At 38.6% G+C, this 16,219-nt stretch carries 11 protein-coding genes and 1 pseudogene; 4 read left to right on the plus strand and 8 right to left on the minus strand.

The genetic code is table 11. The features are described 5' to 3' along the window. Positions 1-243: 243 nt before the first annotated feature. The 4 genes from PL8927_RS20840 to PL8927_RS20855 all read right to left on the minus strand — a co-directional run bounded on the left by PL8927_RS20840 (position 244) and on the right by PL8927_RS20855 (position 7,556). Positions 244-618, minus strand: coding sequence for a response regulator (locus PL8927_RS20840; protein ID WP_083625360.1), 375 nt, complete (start codon positions 616-618; stop codon positions 244-246). After that, a complete protein-coding gene (locus PL8927_RS20845; RefSeq protein ID WP_083625361.1) occupies positions 596-4,459 on the minus strand; it encodes a PAS domain S-box protein in 3,864 nt (1,287 codons plus the stop codon). The genes PL8927_RS20840 and PL8927_RS20845 overlap by 23 nt, the downstream gene beginning before the upstream one ends. Positions 4,460-4,789: 330 nt before the next feature. Next, on the minus strand, positions 4,790-7,288 hold the full coding sequence (locus PL8927_RS20850) for a response regulator (RefSeq protein ID WP_231506087.1): 2,499 nt from the start codon (positions 7,286-7,288) through the stop codon (positions 4,790-4,792). 76 nt (positions 7,289-7,364) lie between these two features. Then, the gene (locus PL8927_RS20855) at positions 7,365-7,556 is read right to left on the minus strand and encodes a hypothetical protein (protein ID WP_083625362.1); all 192 of its coding nucleotides are present in this window, start codon (positions 7,554-7,556) and stop codon (positions 7,365-7,367) included. Positions 7,557-7,866: 310 nt separating this feature from the next. Here PL8927_RS20855 and PL8927_RS20860 point away from each other — a divergent pair, with 310 nt between their 5' ends. After that, positions 7,867-8,403, plus strand: a complete 537-nt coding sequence (locus tag PL8927_RS20860) for a DUF2062 domain-containing protein (protein ID WP_156093267.1) — start codon at positions 7,867-7,869, stop codon at positions 8,401-8,403. Positions 8,404-8,478: 75 nt separating this feature from the next. Here PL8927_RS20860 and PL8927_RS20865 read toward each other — a convergent pair whose 3' ends face one another. The 3 genes from PL8927_RS20865 to PL8927_RS20875 all read right to left on the minus strand — a co-directional run bounded on the left by PL8927_RS20865 (position 8,479) and on the right by PL8927_RS20875 (position 13,097). After that, positions 8,479-11,247, minus strand: a complete 2,769-nt coding sequence (locus PL8927_RS20865) for a ParA family protein (RefSeq protein ID WP_083625364.1) — start codon at positions 11,245-11,247, stop codon at positions 8,479-8,481. Further along, positions 11,244-11,726, minus strand: coding sequence for a hypothetical protein (locus PL8927_RS20870; protein ID WP_197047502.1), 483 nt, complete (start codon positions 11,724-11,726; stop codon positions 11,244-11,246). The genes PL8927_RS20865 and PL8927_RS20870 overlap by 4 nt, the downstream gene beginning before the upstream one ends. Positions 11,727-11,813: 87 nt before the next feature. Further along, a complete protein-coding gene (locus PL8927_RS20875; RefSeq protein WP_083625366.1) occupies positions 11,814-13,097 on the minus strand; it encodes a valine--pyruvate transaminase in 1,284 nt (427 codons plus the stop codon). 307 nt (positions 13,098-13,404) lie between these two features. On the opposite strand from PL8927_RS20875, the gene PL8927_RS20880 reads away from it, so the two are divergent. Next, positions 13,405-14,247, plus strand: coding sequence for a Tab2/Atab2 family RNA-binding protein (locus PL8927_RS20880; RefSeq protein WP_083625367.1), 843 nt, complete (start codon positions 13,405-13,407; stop codon positions 14,245-14,247). A 47-nt stretch (positions 14,248-14,294) separates the two neighbouring features. Here PL8927_RS20880 and PL8927_RS20885 read toward each other — a convergent pair whose 3' ends face one another. Next, positions 14,295-14,648 (minus strand): helix-turn-helix domain-containing transcriptional regulator, encoded by a 354-nt coding sequence (locus PL8927_RS20885; RefSeq protein ID WP_083625368.1) that lies wholly within the window; start codon positions 14,646-14,648, stop codon positions 14,295-14,297. Positions 14,649-14,777: 129 nt separating this feature from the next. Here PL8927_RS20885 and PL8927_RS20890 point away from each other — a divergent pair. Both PL8927_RS20890 and PL8927_RS20895 read left to right on the plus strand, forming a co-directional pair. Beyond that, positions 14,778-15,404: pseudogene (locus PL8927_RS20890) on the plus strand (Rpn family recombination-promoting nuclease/putative transposase); the annotation flags it as partial. A gap of 32 nt (positions 15,405-15,436) precedes the next feature. Next, on the plus strand, positions 15,437-16,219 hold the full coding sequence (locus PL8927_RS20895; RefSeq protein WP_083625370.1) for an ABC transporter permease: 783 nt from the start codon (positions 15,437-15,439) through the stop codon (positions 16,217-16,219).

Genomic DNA, 16,219 nt, shown 5'->3' on the forward strand with positions numbered 1-16,219 from the left:
AGAAAAAATTTATGAATTATTTGTGAATTTAATTAAATTTTAATATTAGGGAATAGGGAACAGGGAACAGGGAACAGGGAACAGGGAACAGGGAACAAGGGAATGAGTTTCAGGATTTAGAACTCTCCTAACTGTAATGCGTAGTCCTATATAATCCGACAGAATTCCCTAAAATCTCGCAGACAATCTCAGCAGTTATTAATAGATTCCGATCAATTGATTTTGGTTTAAATATTTAATCCTTTATTCATTCCAATTCAAAAGCGATCGCATCTGTTTAACTAAATCTGGGGCGGTGAAAGGTTTAGTAATCATCCCATTAATCGGAAGTTCACTAAATTGTTGTTTCTCGTGTATCTGAGCTTTTGCGGTTAATAAAATAATCGGCAGAGATTCAAAAACAGAATGCGATCGCATAACTTTTAAAGTCGTTACCCCATCCATTCCCGGCATCATCATATCTAATAGAATGGCATCGGGATGTTCTATCAAAGCTTTGTCAATTCCATCCTGACCCGATGTAGCAACAATCACTTCCCAACCTGCAATTGCTTTTAAAGAAATCTGCACAATTTGACCAATTGCCCAATCATCATCAATTACTAAAATTCGCTTCATGTCTCATCGGAATAATAAAATAAAATGTACTGCCTTCTCCAACACAACTTTCAGCCCAAATCTGTCCACCATGTTGTTGAATAATGCTCCGACAAATTGCTAATCCTAAACCTGTTCCGCCTTTTTCACGCGAATCAGAAGCATCGACTTGTTGAAACCGTTCAAAAATGTTTTCCAGATTTTCCCTAGGAATTCCTCGTCCTTGATCTCGGATGGTAAATAATAGGGACTCTGAGGTGCTTCTCAGCTTGGTTTCTTGGGGGGAAGGAGAGTGATGAAGTTCTACCGAAAGCCAAATTCTAGAACCATTGGGTGAGAATTTAATGGCATTACTGAGAAGATTGATTAGCACTTGCAACAACCGATCAGGATCGGCATCAATCTCAAAGGGTTGAGCATGACTTTCAAGGACTATTTCGCCTTGATTGGCTTGCTCTTGCATTTGAGCCATAGCAGTCTCGATTAAAATCGTAACATCACAGGGGCAAATTTCCAAACGAATTTTGCCCGATTCCAAACGCTCTAAGTCCAAAATATCATTCACCAAACGGACTAACCGATTTACCCCAGTCATAACAATATCAAGGGTAATTTTTCCTTCCGCCGAAGTCGGTGTAATAATATTGCTATGAAGTAAACTCAAACCCGCTTGCATTGAAGTCAGAGGAGTTCGTAATTCATGACTGACAATCGAGATAAATTCAGCCTTCATTCGTTCGAGTTGATAGCGTTCGGTGATATCTTCTCCAATACTAATTGTACCAATAGCATTGCCATCAACATCCTGTAATAACGTATTATTCCAGGCGATCATCCGTTCCTCTCCCGATTGAGTAATAATAGAATTTTGGTAATGGGAATGGAAATGATTGGCTATGATCTCTTTGAATGTCTTCTTGACTTCCAAGTTTTGACTTTTAGGAATAAACTGATCAAACCAAAACTTTCCTAACACATCCGCTTCCGCATATCCCGTCAGTTTCAGAAAGAAAGAATTAACATATTCAATTTGACCTTGATCATTCAAACCCACAACAATTAACTGCACATTATCCAGAAGAGATTGCCAACGTCGATTCGATTCTCGCAAGTTGGCTTCTGTCTGTTTTTGTAGGGTAATATCACGGCTAATTGTAGAAATGGATTGGATTTGACCTGTCCCAAAAGTATGAGCAATTAAGACTTGAGAAATCGGAACTTCTTCTCCGTCTGTCCTTAAAATAGCCGTTTCTCCCATCCAAATTCCCTCTCGAATAGCAGTGGGAATTCCCTGATCTCGAATGATTTCTAAAGCCCATTCAGGGTGAAAATTAGAGATCGGAATTTGATGAATTGCTGTCTGTTCAGATAGTCCCAACATTCGACGACCGGATAAATTCAGATACTCCATTCGCAGTGTATTGACTTCAGCCGTACCCACAATATCAGAAGTCACTTCTAAAATATCAATCAGTTTCTCTCGTTCTATTTCAATGCGTTTGCGATCGCTAATTTCCACAATAATTTTACCAACAGCATTCCGATTTCTAGCTATTCCTGGAATTGGAAAACAAGACACTAACCAATAACGCATAACTTCAGGTTGTTGAGGTAAAGCCATTGCTATTTCTAAATTAGATACGGCTTCTCCTGTGGCTTGTACCCTTTGTAATAGGGGCAAAATTTGGTAAGCCATGTCTGGGAGGAGTTCAAAAATCGAATGATTTAGATGAGCTTCTATCGAATAACCATTCATGTCAGCCAAGGCTTGATTAATTTGGATAAAGCGTAACTGATCATCATGAATTCCTAACCCAATATGGGCAACAGATGCCGCATCAAAAAAACACTTAAGCTGTTGTTCCCGTTGTCTGAGTTCTTGTTCAATAATTTCTCGTTTAAACAGTTCTTCTTGCAAACGACTGTTAACTTGAGTTAGTTTTTCTGTGCGTTCTTGAACTCGTGCTTCTAGTTCTGTATTCAGGTTTTGTAGAACGATTTCTGCTTGTTTACGCTCCGTAATTTCTAAGGTAATTCCTAATATTCGGATCGGTTGACCCTTAGCATCAAGGATCAGATGCCCTTTTCCTAACATCCAATGGCAACTCCCATCGGGCCAATAAATCCGATATTCGACATTGTACAAAGCGCGATTTTGTAGGGTGTTTTGGATACTTTGTTCTATAATTGGAATATCATCAGGATGAACTAAAGTTTTCCAGGTTTGTTCATTAGGAGGTTGACTTCCGGGGGGTATTCCCCATAACCGTAATTGATTGTCATTACAGGTTAATTGATTCTTTTGTAAATCCCAATCCCAAGATCCAATACTGGTTAATTCTAGGGTGAGGCGAAACCGTTCTTCACTGGTTTGTAGATTTTTTTCCAGTTGTTTGCGTTCGGTAATATCTTCAGAAAAAATAATAATTCCGCAAATTTCACCCATGCTGTTATACCAAGGGCGAATTTCCCAGCGTATCCATTGTTCACTACCATCGGAACGCAGGAATAGATCTTGATCACATTTTTCAATCGCTCCTGCTAAACACCGTTTATGGATTTGTTTCCAAGGTTCACTAATTTCAGGAAAAATATCATAATGCGATCGCCCTAAAATTGATGCAATTGACTCTAATTGATAATCATCAACCCAGCGTTGACTCGCCATTACATAATGCAAATTCCGATCCAGCATGGCAATTCCTACTGGAGCATAGCTAAAAAATAGCCGCAGGGTTTCTTCCCTTTCTCGTAGGGCTATTTCTGCCTGTGTTCGTTCTAATAATTCGGCTTGTAGTTGTTCGAGTAAGGTGGCTTGTTGAATGGCAATACTAACTTGAGTGGCTAATTCTTTCATTAAGTCCACTTCATTAGTTGTCCAATATCGAGGAGCGGTACAGTGATGGGCAATTAATAGCCCCCAAAGATGATCTTGGAATAGCAGGGGAACGATGAGATTGCTGCGGACGTGCAAGTGTTCCAAAAACTCTCGATGACAGTCGCTTAAGGCGGGATCGGTGTAAATATCCTGCATAACCCGTGTCCGTCCCTGTTGATAGGGTGTTATCCAGGTGTGGGGAAAGTGTTCTTCAGGCATCGCCAGCCCTAGAATGGATAAGGCAGGATCAGAAACAGATTCCTCGATGACGATACCACAGCGCTCAGGTTGAAATTGATAGACAATTACGCGATCGCTTTGCAGAATTTGTCTAATTTCTGTAACGGTGGTCTGGAGAATTTCTGCTAAATTTAGGGACTGACGAATGGATAAAGCGGTTTTCGTGATCAGTTGTTGGCGTTGTTGTTGCCATTCCTGTTTCTGAAGCAATTGTGTTTTTTCAATCACATAATTAAGCGCTCGATTTAAACTATCGGCAGTAATATCACTTTTATCTAAATAATCTTGAGCGCCCTGTTTAATTAATTCTACAGCAATTTCTGTACTTCCCTGGGCGGTCATAATTAGGACAGGAAGCTGAGTTTTTTCCCGATATTTACGAAGTTCTTTTAAAAATTCTAACCCGTCCATATCGGGTAAACTGTAATCCAATAACAGAATATCCGGCTGATTTTTTTGACACCAACTTAAAGCTTCTTCACCTAAATTAAATTCAATAATATTATAAGTATACTCAAGATTTTGTTGAAGAAATCGTTTGTAAATACTGCGATCAATTTCTGAATCCTCTATAAATACAATCTGCAAAGATTGACGATTAACCTTTAAGTTTTGGCGGTTTGCTGACCAGCTTTTTTCGGGCGGCTCCCCCTGTTCTACCAATTGCTGAAGGGTTTTTACCTGCGCCCGTAACACGTTTAACTCAGCTATTAATTGGGCTTTAGTCTTGAGGTGATCATTCATTTCCCTCCCTCTCCTTCGGTTTTTATTTTTGTTAATGGGTATGAGCAGGTTAACTCCCTATTAGTGTTAACTTAACCCGAAAACTTCTGATTATAGCCCAGATTAGATCCCCCTAAATCCCCCTTAAAAAGGGGGACTTTGAACTCTAATTCCCCTCTTTCTAAGGGAAACTTTGATCTCTAATTCCCTCCTTTTCAAGGAAAACTTTGATCTCCTGTTCCCCCCTTTCCAAGGGGGGTTAGGGGGGATCTAGGACGCTTAAAAAAATCAACAAACTTTCGGTTTTCTAGCCTACCTTTAGCCTTAAAGTTAACATCAATGACCCCGCCCCTACGATTGATGACTGATAATCCGACTTCGCCCCTGAGCTTTCGCTTGGTAGAGGGCTGTATCAGCCGATTGATAGAGGGTTTGGATGTCGTTACCATCATCAGGAAATTGAGCAACTCCTCCACTAAAAGTAACTTGAAAAGGGGTTCCATTTTTAGCCTTAAATTGATACTGACTCAACTCATTAAGAATTTCTTGTAAGCGTTTAATTGCAGTTGTTTTTGTAAGTCCATACATCCCCATGACAAATTCCTCACCTCCCCAACGTCCTACCACGTCTTCTGGTCTTAAAGATTGTCGCAGAAGTTTGCCCAAATGATTCAAAACCTGATCTCCAATATCATGTCCATACTGATCATTGATGCGTTTGAAGTGGTCTAAATCTAATATTGCCAGACTGAAGGATTGTTGTTGACGTTGTGCTAAATGAAGTAACGAGGTCAGATCCTGTAGAGCTTTTCGACGGAGACTGACTCCGGTTAACTCATCCAATTCCGTCATTTCCCAGCGTTGACATTGTTGGAGTCGGCTTGAAATCCGGGTGAGCAATTCCTTGGGCCCAAGGGGTTTGGATAAGACATCATCGGCTCCGGCTGCAAAACTGCGTTGAACAGTCTCAACGTCAGTATAGCCGGATAAAACCACGATCGGTAATCGATTCCAACGTGGATCACGGCGAATAATTTGGCACAAATCCCAACCTGTTACCCCAGGTAAGGGGTTAGATTCTCTGGTGTTCGGTAAGGAGCAGGTCGTGGATAATTCCAAATCCAGAATTAATAGATCTGGGGTCGTGTGTTCTAAGGTTTCCCAAAAGTGTTGGGGTTGACTCAGCAAGGTGACATGGTATCCTGCGGAATCTAACACACTTTCTAATGCTTCCAGTAGCATTTGATTATCATCGACGACTAAGATTCGAGTCGGTAGGGTGTTTTTTTGTTCTAGCACTTGGGACACCGCTACCAAAACTTGATGGGGAGTAATCGGTTTTTGCAAGAAGCAGGGACTCCCCAACCGCGCCGCCTCTACCCGTTTCATCAAGGTTTCTTCAGCCGTCAACATCACCACTGAAATCTGTGGATATTCACATCGGACTTTAGCCAGAAAATCTAACCCGGTTTCTGTGGAATTGGGAAAATTGAGATCCAAGACAATACCATCAATATCATATTGCTTCAGTAATTGCTCGGCTTGGTGGAGATCCGTAGCAATATGGGATTCATATCCCCAAGTGGTGGCTTCAAGAGCAATAATTTTAGCTAAGGGAAAATCATCATCCACCACTAACAGCCTGCTGCGTTTGAGGGTGGGCGGTTGGGGGTCTGTCTTCGGGTTTACCTGTTGAGTCACCTGATCAATTGTATTTTGCAAAGCCGTTGTTAGGGTCTGGAGTTGTTCGGCGTCGGATAATTTTAATGGTTTTTCCGATTTCAAAACCTGCTGAATTTGACGGGATAAATCTGAGGCTGACATTAATCCAAAACACCCTAATGATCCAATTAAAGTATGGGTTTCTCGTTCAGCTTGGTGTTGTTGTTCTGGGGTTAATGTTCCTTGACGTAGGGCTGCGATCGCTTGTTGAATTAGGGAGATGCGATCGCTATAGGTTTGTTGAGATTCTTGCCACACGGGCCACAATTCAGGTAACATCTCAGAGGATAGGGAAAAAGGTGTCACAATTTGAGGCAAAACCCTCGAACTTTCTAGCCTTTGTTCTGGCGTTGGGGTGTGGGATTTAGTTTTCTGTACGGTTTCAATCCCTGTTTCTGACCTTAACCGATAGCCTAATTTATAAATAGTTTCTATGATATCTTCGGCTCCCTGTTCTTTGAGTTTTTTTCGCAACCCTTTAATATGCGCTCGGACTGTTCCCTCGCTGGGGAATTCATCGGATTTCCACAAACAATCTAATAAACGATTAACACTAAAAATTTGCTGAGGGTTTCGCAGAAAAATCTCTAAAAGTTCATATTCTTTTGCTGTTAATATAATCGGTTTATTTTGATAGGTAACTTCACAACTCTTGGGATTCATACACAATTTACCCCAGGTTAATAGGGGTGTTCTAATGCCTTGATGTCGTCGTAATAAAGCTCGAATTCGGGCTAAAAATTCATCTAAATCAAAGGGTTTAATGATATAATCATCGGCTCCTGCATCTAAGCCAATCACTTTATTGGTCACGGTATCTAAGGCGGTCATTAGCAGTACCGGAGTATCAGAGTTGGGAGTCAAGGGAGAGCAGGAGTTAGACCGCAGTTGTTGACAGAATTGTAAACCGTCTAATTGGGGTAAAATTAAATCCAGTAAGATCAAATCGTAGCTAAAAGTTTCCGCAAAGTTCCATCCCATCAATCCATCTGTTGCAATATCAACCTGATAATGATGTTTAACTAATGTGACTTTTAGGAGTTTAGCTAAATTGTGATCATCTTCTACACATAGAATTTTCACCGGATCATTCCTTCGTCTATCGATTAAATTTTCTTCTGTGATCATACATTCAATCACTCAAAAAAAAAGCCGTTACCAAACAACGGCGCTTTAAACCCGTTTTTTAGGTAATATGGATAGATTAACGCAGGAATGAAAAAGTAACCGATGGCTGGCTATTGATCGCAGTCTGTTTGCGAGATAAAACAGTCAACGGAGAATTTTGAACTTCTAATAAGGGCATTTCTTCCCAACAAGAACGACAAAACCAATACACTTGATGTTGGCGAGCATGACGGAGCATGGGAGAGGAACAGCAAGGACAAGTATTCATAGGAGGGTTAGAAATTTTATTCTAAAGTAAAGTTTTATTAAGGGGAAACCGGGCTTAATCTTTAATACCAGGTCTTATGTTTAAATGTAGACTCAGCTTGTGAAAATTTTGTGAATTTAATATTTTTTATTTTTGACTTTTTATAAACGCTACAGATCCCCCATAGCTCCGGTGTAGAGACGTTGCATGCAACGTCTCTACACCGAGGAATGTGTAGGTAGCAAACATTTAAGCATTTCATATAACCCATAGAGTTTCGGAAAAAACCTCTAAGATAAAGATTAGTAATGAATTAGGAGGTAAACCCTCTATGCTCCGATTGATGGAGTTGCATCGACAACGAAAAACAATCGCTGTATCTCGACCTAAATCCCTTCAAAGGTGGTGGCGTCAGTGGCGGAAGTATTTTTATCGTCGCTTTATCCACCGCCAAGGTAAACCCGAATATTTAGCGAGAGGTTTAGCGATCGGGGTATTTACAGGCTGGTTTCCGTTTTTTGGTCTACAAATTGTTTTCGGGGTTGGTTTAGCGACCCTACTCCGAGGACATAAATTATTAGCCGCCGTTGGAACTTGGATTAGTAATCCGATCACGGCTATTCCTATTTATTGGTTTAATTTTCATATTGGTCAATGGTTATTGGGTTTTCCCACACTTTCTTTGGAAGAAGAACAATCATTATCCTTTGATAATATTCTCAATTTAGGTACGGATTTAATCATCGCTTTATTGGTCGGATCATTCACCGTTGGAATTATTTGTGCAATTATTAGTTATTGGGGAAGTTTATGGTTAATTCACCGTTGGCAAAAGGTAAGAGGAAATAGGTATCTTCGCAAATTCTAAGATACAGCAATCGCCAGCGAGGATACTGGCACTGCTGTCACATATCAAATTCAATTAATTTAATCATGCTATATTTTAGACAATGCCCCGTCCTAATACTTTTCTCTTTAAAGCTAACACACGGGGACGCGCCCCTTTGCCGGAAAAACCCAACCCTTCTCGAAAGATTTCCGGCATATAAAAACGAGCTATATCTTCTTTTTCTTTATCTTCATAAATCACTCCCATGTCCTCTAATATTCTAACGGTTGTTGGTTCCATATCAAACTTTTCTACAGCAAAAGGAATGCTGCGTAGTTCAACAGAATATTGTCGTAGTGTCTCAACCCATTTTTCAAACTCTGGATATTCTTCTTTTGCTTCCTCTACTTTCTTTTCACTACAAGGTTTTAAAGCTTTACGGATTGATTGGGGCGGTAAAAGTCGGCTAGTAGACCATTTTTCAAATTGAATATTGTTGGATTGTTCCACTGTAATTTTAGCCGCATTATACAAAAACCGAACAATATCTCTGGCTTGTAATCTGCCATTAAAATCTGTTAAAGCAGCAAATATCCAAGCATAAGAATAGGCTTCTTTAGAGTGATCAGAACCCAACCTTTTACCCCATAAATCTTGTAGTTTGTCTATCAAATCTTCTCGGCTCAAACTTTCTATATTAATTTGCTCTGCACCCATTATTTTTGATTGAGCGCAAAGCCAAAAAACTAGCTTTAGAAAAGAATCTTGATCCCATAATAAATCATAAGAACGGTAAAGATTTTCAAACTGTCCTAAATTTTGAGTAATCGTATAACGGAGGAAATCTCGTCGTAAGAAAATGATCACGCCTAAATTAGATTGTCTGATTTCAGACAGCTTATTAGGTAAATCTTCAATCAAAGATTTTAACGCGATTTTTTGTTGAGAATTAGCGGCAATATCAGAAAAAATATCTTCTAATCCATCAAATAGAAAAATGATTTTCAATGATTTATCTTTTAATTCATGATTGATTGTAGAAAGACTAAGAGAACTGGTTTGATCAACATTAATCCCGATCACTCTTGCCATCTCTTTAATCCAAAATTCTGTCCATTCCGGTTCACTCCAAGCTGAGTTATGAGAAATTGCTCTTTTGATTCTATCTACACAATCTGAAGATTGAAAGCTCTGCTGGTCACCAATCACCATTTGAACTTCATTTCTAGCTTCATTGATAATATTTTTTGCCTGGTCACTCAGTTTTCCTGATTGCAACAGAGGGAAAATATAAGTTTGTGAAGTTCTTAATGGTTGGGACGGATCAATCTTTTTTAAAAAATTTTCCCAATATTTAAAGCGGGATAACTGAATATAATTAAAGGTTTTACCCGCCCCTTTAGCACCAATTGATACAACACGGGGTAAGTCATCCTGAAACTGAGTTGCTAAATTTTTTAAGGGTTCTGTCACTAATAAATCTTCCCCTTCACCCTGTTCAGCATATTCGTACTTCTCGCAGATTTGCATAAGTTTCTGAACTTCAGATAGGGGATCAGATTGATTAGTCATTCCTGAATTTAAGTTCTGATTTTCCTGCTCATACAACTGTTCGTTAGCCCACTCAAAAGCCACTTTCATGACTGAAGTTGGTCTAAGTTTTGATCGGGCTTCTTCCCAATTATTAATATAAAGTAATTCCTGGGCAAAATAAGTTTCTTTGATTTGTAGTCTTGTCGAATATAAATTATCTTCTTCAGATTGTATATAAGCAGACTGAAATCTCACCAAAGCATCCTCAAAAGCTGGTAATTGTTTGAGTTCTGGCGTGAGCATAGTAAGGATTAAAGATGGATCATAATATTGTTGATCATTTATACTATTTTCTGGCGGTGCTACGCGACCAATTTGTTCAAGCACTAAACTTGTACCGCTTATTGATTGTTCTGTAATTGTTGTTATAATAAAACGCTGAATTCGGGGATCAAAAATAATCGGACTCGATATTTCACTCAAACCTGCTCTGAGATCAATAAAAATATAATCTGCACCAACAGCATGACCTAAACGATGCAGCGCATTTCCACATTCCCAAGTTCCATCTAAAGTTCTGACTAATTGTTCAGGAAGAATGGGTGTATCTAAAAGTTGATGATCATTGAGACAAGCAGGTAAGAAATATACCGTTGACTTTCCTTCGGATTTAGAAGATTTTTTGATTTCTTTTGCTAAAAATGAAAGGGTTTGTTCTCGGTCAATTGGAGAATAATGATAGGATTCTAAAAAATCAATAAATGAAAGAGTAGGTTGTTGTTTTTCAGCACGATTCCAATAGGTCAAACCCGGAGCTTCTAAATCGGCATCAATGACTAATATCGTAATTGCTTTATCTATTTCTTTAGCTCTTTCTAACAAGGCAAAAAGATGGGCAGCTAAGTGTAGAGTTCTTCCCACTCCACCTTTAAAAGAATAGAATGCAATTAAACCGGGAGGAGTTTCATATTTTTCAGGAAGATGAACTGATTTTGATCTTTCTGCTATTACTTCGGGGTCACTTTCAAGATAAGCAATTTCTTCCCAAAAGGGACGAACAACAATATTTTTTTCATAAAAATTATCTTCTACACTAAATTCTACAGGTAATGTAGAATCACCTATATCAAGCTGAATAATAAATTGTTCCTCTTGATACCAATCACCAAACCATTTTTTTAAAATAGTATTAATTTCAGGTTTATACTCATCGTTAATAATACCAATCTCTAAAGCATCTGAAAAACAATTAATTCTGACAACTCCATTAGGTAATTGACTCCCGTAACTTGTTTCTCGACGAATCACCCTTTGCACATCAAACCAGGTCAATAATCTCATGAATTTCATCGGTTAAGCTCCTGTTCAATAAATTCACAGATTGTTAACAGCTTTCCTTCTAAATCTTCATCTGTTGAGCTTTGTTGTTCGCTTTCATCACCCCACTTTTCTAGTTTACCACCATAACGCCACATTTGATTAATTTGACCTGGCTTTAATCTTCTTGATATAGTATTATCTAGCTTGTCTGTTATATCTGACATACATATAATATTATGTAACTTTAAATCGTTACCATTATTCAGCAGATCTAACAATTTATTGATGTTATGTCCGTCACGGTAAAGATCGGGACAATCATCAGTACATTCTCCTAGATTTCTTTTTATATAAATTGCCTTTAAACCACATTCAACAGCGTAAAATAAGAATAACCTATGAGCATTAGTTTTAACTTGTGCTAAATTATAAGCTGACCTATTTTCTCTCCATGCGCTCTGCATTTCTCTCTGACTAAATGGTATTATATTTACATTTCTTCTACTCAACTTTTCATTACCTCCTAGATTATAAAAATTAATTAACGGATCAGAATATAGATAATCCCCCCTGCTACTCAGGAGGGATTGAATAATTTAAACCCCAACAATAGAATGTTGATAAACCTGTTCAATCACCGTTGCCAACCGTTTCATGCCTTCTGTAATTTCCTCATCTGTTGCTGTTAAACTAATGCGAATACATTGGTTTTTATGACTCCATTCTCCTTGTAAACCCGGAAAAAATGAACTACCGGGAACAACAATAACTCCGACTTCTTTTAACTGTTGATATAATTCCCAGTCGGTCATCGGTAAATCTTTAAACCACATCCAAGCGAAAATTGCTCCTTCTCCCCGATGTAAAAACCAAGGTAAATTGTTAGGCATTGCCTGATTTAATGCGGTTTCAACAACGGTGAATTTCTGTTGATAATAAGGACGAATGACCTCGGTAGAAATTTCTGATAACGCTCCAGAACCAATAGCACGCGCAGCGATCGCTTGTCCATAACGGGGGGAATGAATACACATATTGGTTTGAAAGGCTTCTAATACTTGAATTGTGCCTTCATCCCCAATCGCAATCCCTAATCGTTCTCCAGGTAATCCTGCTTTTGATAAACTAATACAATGAATAATATTATCCCCAAAAATGGGTTTCATCTCGGCAAAATTTAGGGCAGGAAAGGGTGGAGCATAAGCAGAATCAATAAAGACAGGAACCTCAAAAGGTTCTGCTAACGCTGCAATTTTTTTAACTTCTTCTTCGGTTAAAACATTGCCACTGGGATTACAGGGACGGGAGAAAACCACACATCCGGTGGTTTCATCAATGGTTAATTGACTGAAATCAGGACGATATTTAAAATGATGATTGACTTCATCAATATCGAGGCTGGGCTGATAGGCAAAAACAGCTTCAGGAATTAAACTCACACCCCCATATCCGGTATAATCAGGACTCAGAGGAAGAACAATTTTTTTCAATTTGCCCTCGGTGGTATATCCGCCAAAAGCATTAGCAGCATAAAAATAAATTGATTGACTTCCCGGTGTAATTAATACATTTTGTTCGGTTAAATTTAACCCATAACGAGAGTTAAAATCCTCAACAATAACATCAATAAACGGTTGATATCCCTGACTAGAACCATACCGACAAACGACTTCCCCATATTCAGGACTTGATAGCAATTGTGCAGTACAATCTCGCCATAATTGTTCAACTTCTGGTAAAATTACCGGATTTCCTGCACTTAAATTAATAAAATCTTTTCCCTTTCCTGATCTTAAGGTTTCAATAATATCTTTCATAATGGCACGAACCCCGGTTAAACGAGACATCCGTTCACCAAATTGTGTCAATGCAGGATTCATAGTTCTATAACCCAATTAATTAATTAATTAACATCATGCTCCTGTTATCAGGAGACAGCAGGCAGAATCATAACCCGAAATCTGATCCCCAAAACCAAGCGCGAGGGAATCTGACACCTGTTAATCCTCATTTGATCAATCTTAACCTTAGAATTGAAAATATATAGCAACCGTCAAGGTGGTTAGGACAAAGATTAATACTGAAATCCAGACTGTGAAGCCTTTTCTTACCTGTTCCCAGATCCGATGTTCCCTGTTCCCTGCTATAGAATAGTTTTCAGCCCAAATATTAGGGTTTTTTGTGTCTATGGTAATTTGGCAAGCTGATTTTTATCGTCGTCCTCTGAAGGATACAAGCGGACAACCTCTTTGGGAGTTGTTAGTCTGTGATCAGACTCGTAAGGTTGAGTTTATAGCGATGTGTCCTCAGTCCCAAGCGAATTCGACTTGGTTAGTTGAACAGTTGCAGCAAGCAATTGTTACGCAGAAACCGGATCGGATTCAAGTATTTCGTCCGCAATCTTTAAGTTTATTAGAACTGGCAGGAAAAGTATTAGGAATTTTCGTCGAACCTTCTCGAAATACGGTGGCATTAAAACAGTGGTTAAATGAACGTTCTCAACACTATTCTGAGCTAGAATATTATACAGGTGAACCTTATGAACCTGTAAATTTAGAACAACTGCCACCTTTACCTTTACCAGAGAATTTATGGGGCGATCGCTGGCGATTTGCTAACATTCCTGCGGGAAATTTGCAAGAATTTTTTGCAGATCGTCCGATTCCTATTCTACAAATGCCTGATCAATTTTTACCGTTTAATTTGGGGTTAGCCTCTGTGGTAGCTCTTCCGGGGATTGTGATTGATGGGGGTAAAAAATCGATGCAGTTGGCGAGATGGTTAGCGGAAATTCAACCTTTTTCTTGCAATTATATTACAGGTTCACCCGATGGATTAATTTTAGAATCCGGCTTAGTTGATCGGTGGGTTGTGGCAACCTTTGAAGATGCGGAAGTTACGGAAGCTGCTAAAATCTTTGCAGTTAGAAAACAGTTAGCCAAGGGATTACATTTTCTATTAGTTCAACCGGATGATTCTGGGATAACTTTTAGTGGATTTTGGTTATTAAAAGGGGAAATAAAAAACTAATGAGTTGAGAAATCGGGTTTCTTCAAGAAACCCAATTTCTGAATAGTCTACAGTTTAACTTCTACAGTTTCAGCAACAGATTCTAGTGTAGAATTCGGTTCAGAATTAACGATAATGCTTAAAGTTAGTCCTAAAGATTGCAGCCAACTGGATAAACTATAAATCCCTTGGCTTCCGGGTTGGTCGAGAACTGTTTTCAAACGCGATAAATGTTCTTGAAGTTGTTCTGGAGACATTTTTTCTTGTCCCAGTGCCATTGCAACATCTTGAAGGGCAGATAATAATAATTCAGGTTCAGGATCTTTTTCTTGTAAAATTGCCCAAAGATATAATGCGGCTTCAGATGGATCTTTGAGAGATTCAATTAAATAGTCTTGATAATTTCTAGTTAAAGGTTGCATTAAACCGTCTCCTGTAGTCTTCCCAGTAAGTTTTAGCTGTTCTAATATCTTCTTCTTGAGTGCTTTAATTTATTATAATTGATCAATGTAAAATGAATAGGTCAGATGATTGGGGAGGAATAATCCGGGGTGTTTGACAGTATTTGTAAGTTTCTGGCAGAAAATTTTTCTGAAGATTTGGCGAGTTGGTTGTTGGGTTCTCCCGTTGCATTAACTGAGTTGAGTCCCCAAGAGTTATCATTAGAACCAATTCGTGCTGATTCCTTGATCTTACTACAATCGGATGATCTGGTCTTGCACACAGAATTTCAAACCGAACCCGATGCTAAAATCCCCTTTCGGATGTTAGATTATCGAGTAAGGGTCTATCGCCGTTTTACTAACAAAGTCATGCGTCAGGTGGTGATTTATCTGGGTAGAACTCATTCTCCTTTAGTCCAAGAAAATAGTTTTCGCCTGGAGAATACGTTTCATCAGTTTGAGGTAATTCGTCTTTGGGAACAACCCCCTGAACGGTTTTTAAATGTAACAGGATTGTTACCCTTTGCGGTACTGAGTCAGACCGATGATCCGACAATGATATTAAGTCAAGTTGCTGAAGTAATTGAGGGAATTACCGATCAACAAGTTCAAAGTAATCTTGTTGCTGCTTCAGCAATTTTGGCGGGTTTAGTTTTAAATAAAGATACTGTGAAAAGACTTTTAAGGAGTGATATTATGCGAAATTCAGTCATCTATCAAGAAATTCTACAAGAAGGGAAATTGGNATTGTTAATTTTGGATGAATTATGCAACGCTATTTTAAGATTTTAACCTTATTTTGGGAAACTGCGATCGCCGCCGAACTGGAATATCGGATTAATTTTTTGATTTCTGCTATCACCAGTTTAGGTAGTTTAATTGGCAGTATTTTTAGCTTATTTCTATTTTATAGAACGGGTTATAGTTTTGAAGGATGGAGTTGGGAAGAAGTCTTAATTGTTCTCGGAATTTTTACAATTTTACAAGGATTTTCAACAACAATATTAGTTCCTAACTTAAACCGAATTGTCACCCAAGTTCAAGAGGGAACCTTAGATTTTGTCTTACTAAAACCCCTTAGTAGTCAATTTTGGCTGTCCACTCGCATGATATCGCCTTGGGGAATACCCGATCTAATTTTTGGCTGTTCAATTATTGCCTATCAAGGGAATAAACTAGGGTTAACAGCCAAAGATTATCTAGCCAGTTTATTACCTCTTTCCTTTGGAATCATGAGTTTATATAGTATCTGGTTTATCCTGGGAGCAACCAGTATTTGGTTTGTTAAAATTTATAATGTTACTGAGGTATTGCGAGGATTATTAGAAGCTGGACGATATCCAATGGTGGCTTATCCAATGGCTTATCGTTTCTTTTTTACCTTTATTGTTCCCGTCGCTTTTTTAACCACAATTCCAGCAGAATCAATTTTAGGACGAACTGAAATATCCTGGGTGATGAGTTCAGGATTATTAGCTCTAGGATTATTAATCATTTCCGCCAAATTTTGGCAATTTGCCTTAAAATTCTATACCAGTGCATCGAGTTGA

The organism is Planktothrix serta PCC 8927 (assembly GCF_900010725.2).
Lineage (GTDB): Bacteria > Cyanobacteriota > Cyanobacteriia > Cyanobacteriales > Microcoleaceae > Planktothrix > Planktothrix serta.

Bases quoted from the DNA above. Each gene is read 5' to 3' on its own strand.
- PL8927_RS20840 (WP_083625360.1), bottom strand. From the start codon at position 618: ATGAAGCGAATTTTAGTAATTGATGATGATTGGGCAATTGGTCAAATT.
- PL8927_RS20845 (WP_083625361.1), bottom strand. From the start codon at position 4,459: ATGAATGATCACCTCAAGACTAAAGCCCAATTAATAGCTGAGTTAAAC.
- PL8927_RS20850 (WP_231506087.1), bottom strand. From the start codon at position 7,288: ATGATCACAGAAGAAAATTTAATCGATAGACGAAGGAATGATCCGGTG.
- PL8927_RS20855 (WP_083625362.1), bottom strand. From the start codon at position 7,556: ATGAATACTTGTCCTTGCTGTTCCTCTCCCATGCTCCGTCATGCTCGC.
- PL8927_RS20860 (WP_156093267.1), top strand. From the start codon at position 7,867: ATGCTCCGATTGATGGAGTTGCATCGACAACGAAAAACAATCGCTGTA.
- PL8927_RS20865 (WP_083625364.1), bottom strand. From the start codon at position 11,247: ATGAAATTCATGAGATTATTGACCTGGTTTGATGTGCAAAGGGTGATT.
- PL8927_RS20875 (WP_083625366.1), bottom strand. From the start codon at position 13,097: ATGAATCCTGCATTGACACAATTTGGTGAACGGATGTCTCGTTTAACC.
- PL8927_RS20880 (WP_083625367.1), top strand. From the start codon at position 13,405: ATGGTAATTTGGCAAGCTGATTTTTATCGTCGTCCTCTGAAGGATACA.
- PL8927_RS20885 (WP_083625368.1), bottom strand. From the start codon at position 14,648: ATGCAACCTTTAACTAGAAATTATCAAGACTATTTAATTGAATCTCTC.
- PL8927_RS20895 (WP_083625370.1), top strand. From the start codon at position 15,437: ATGCAACGCTATTTTAAGATTTTAACCTTATTTTGGGAAACTGCGATC.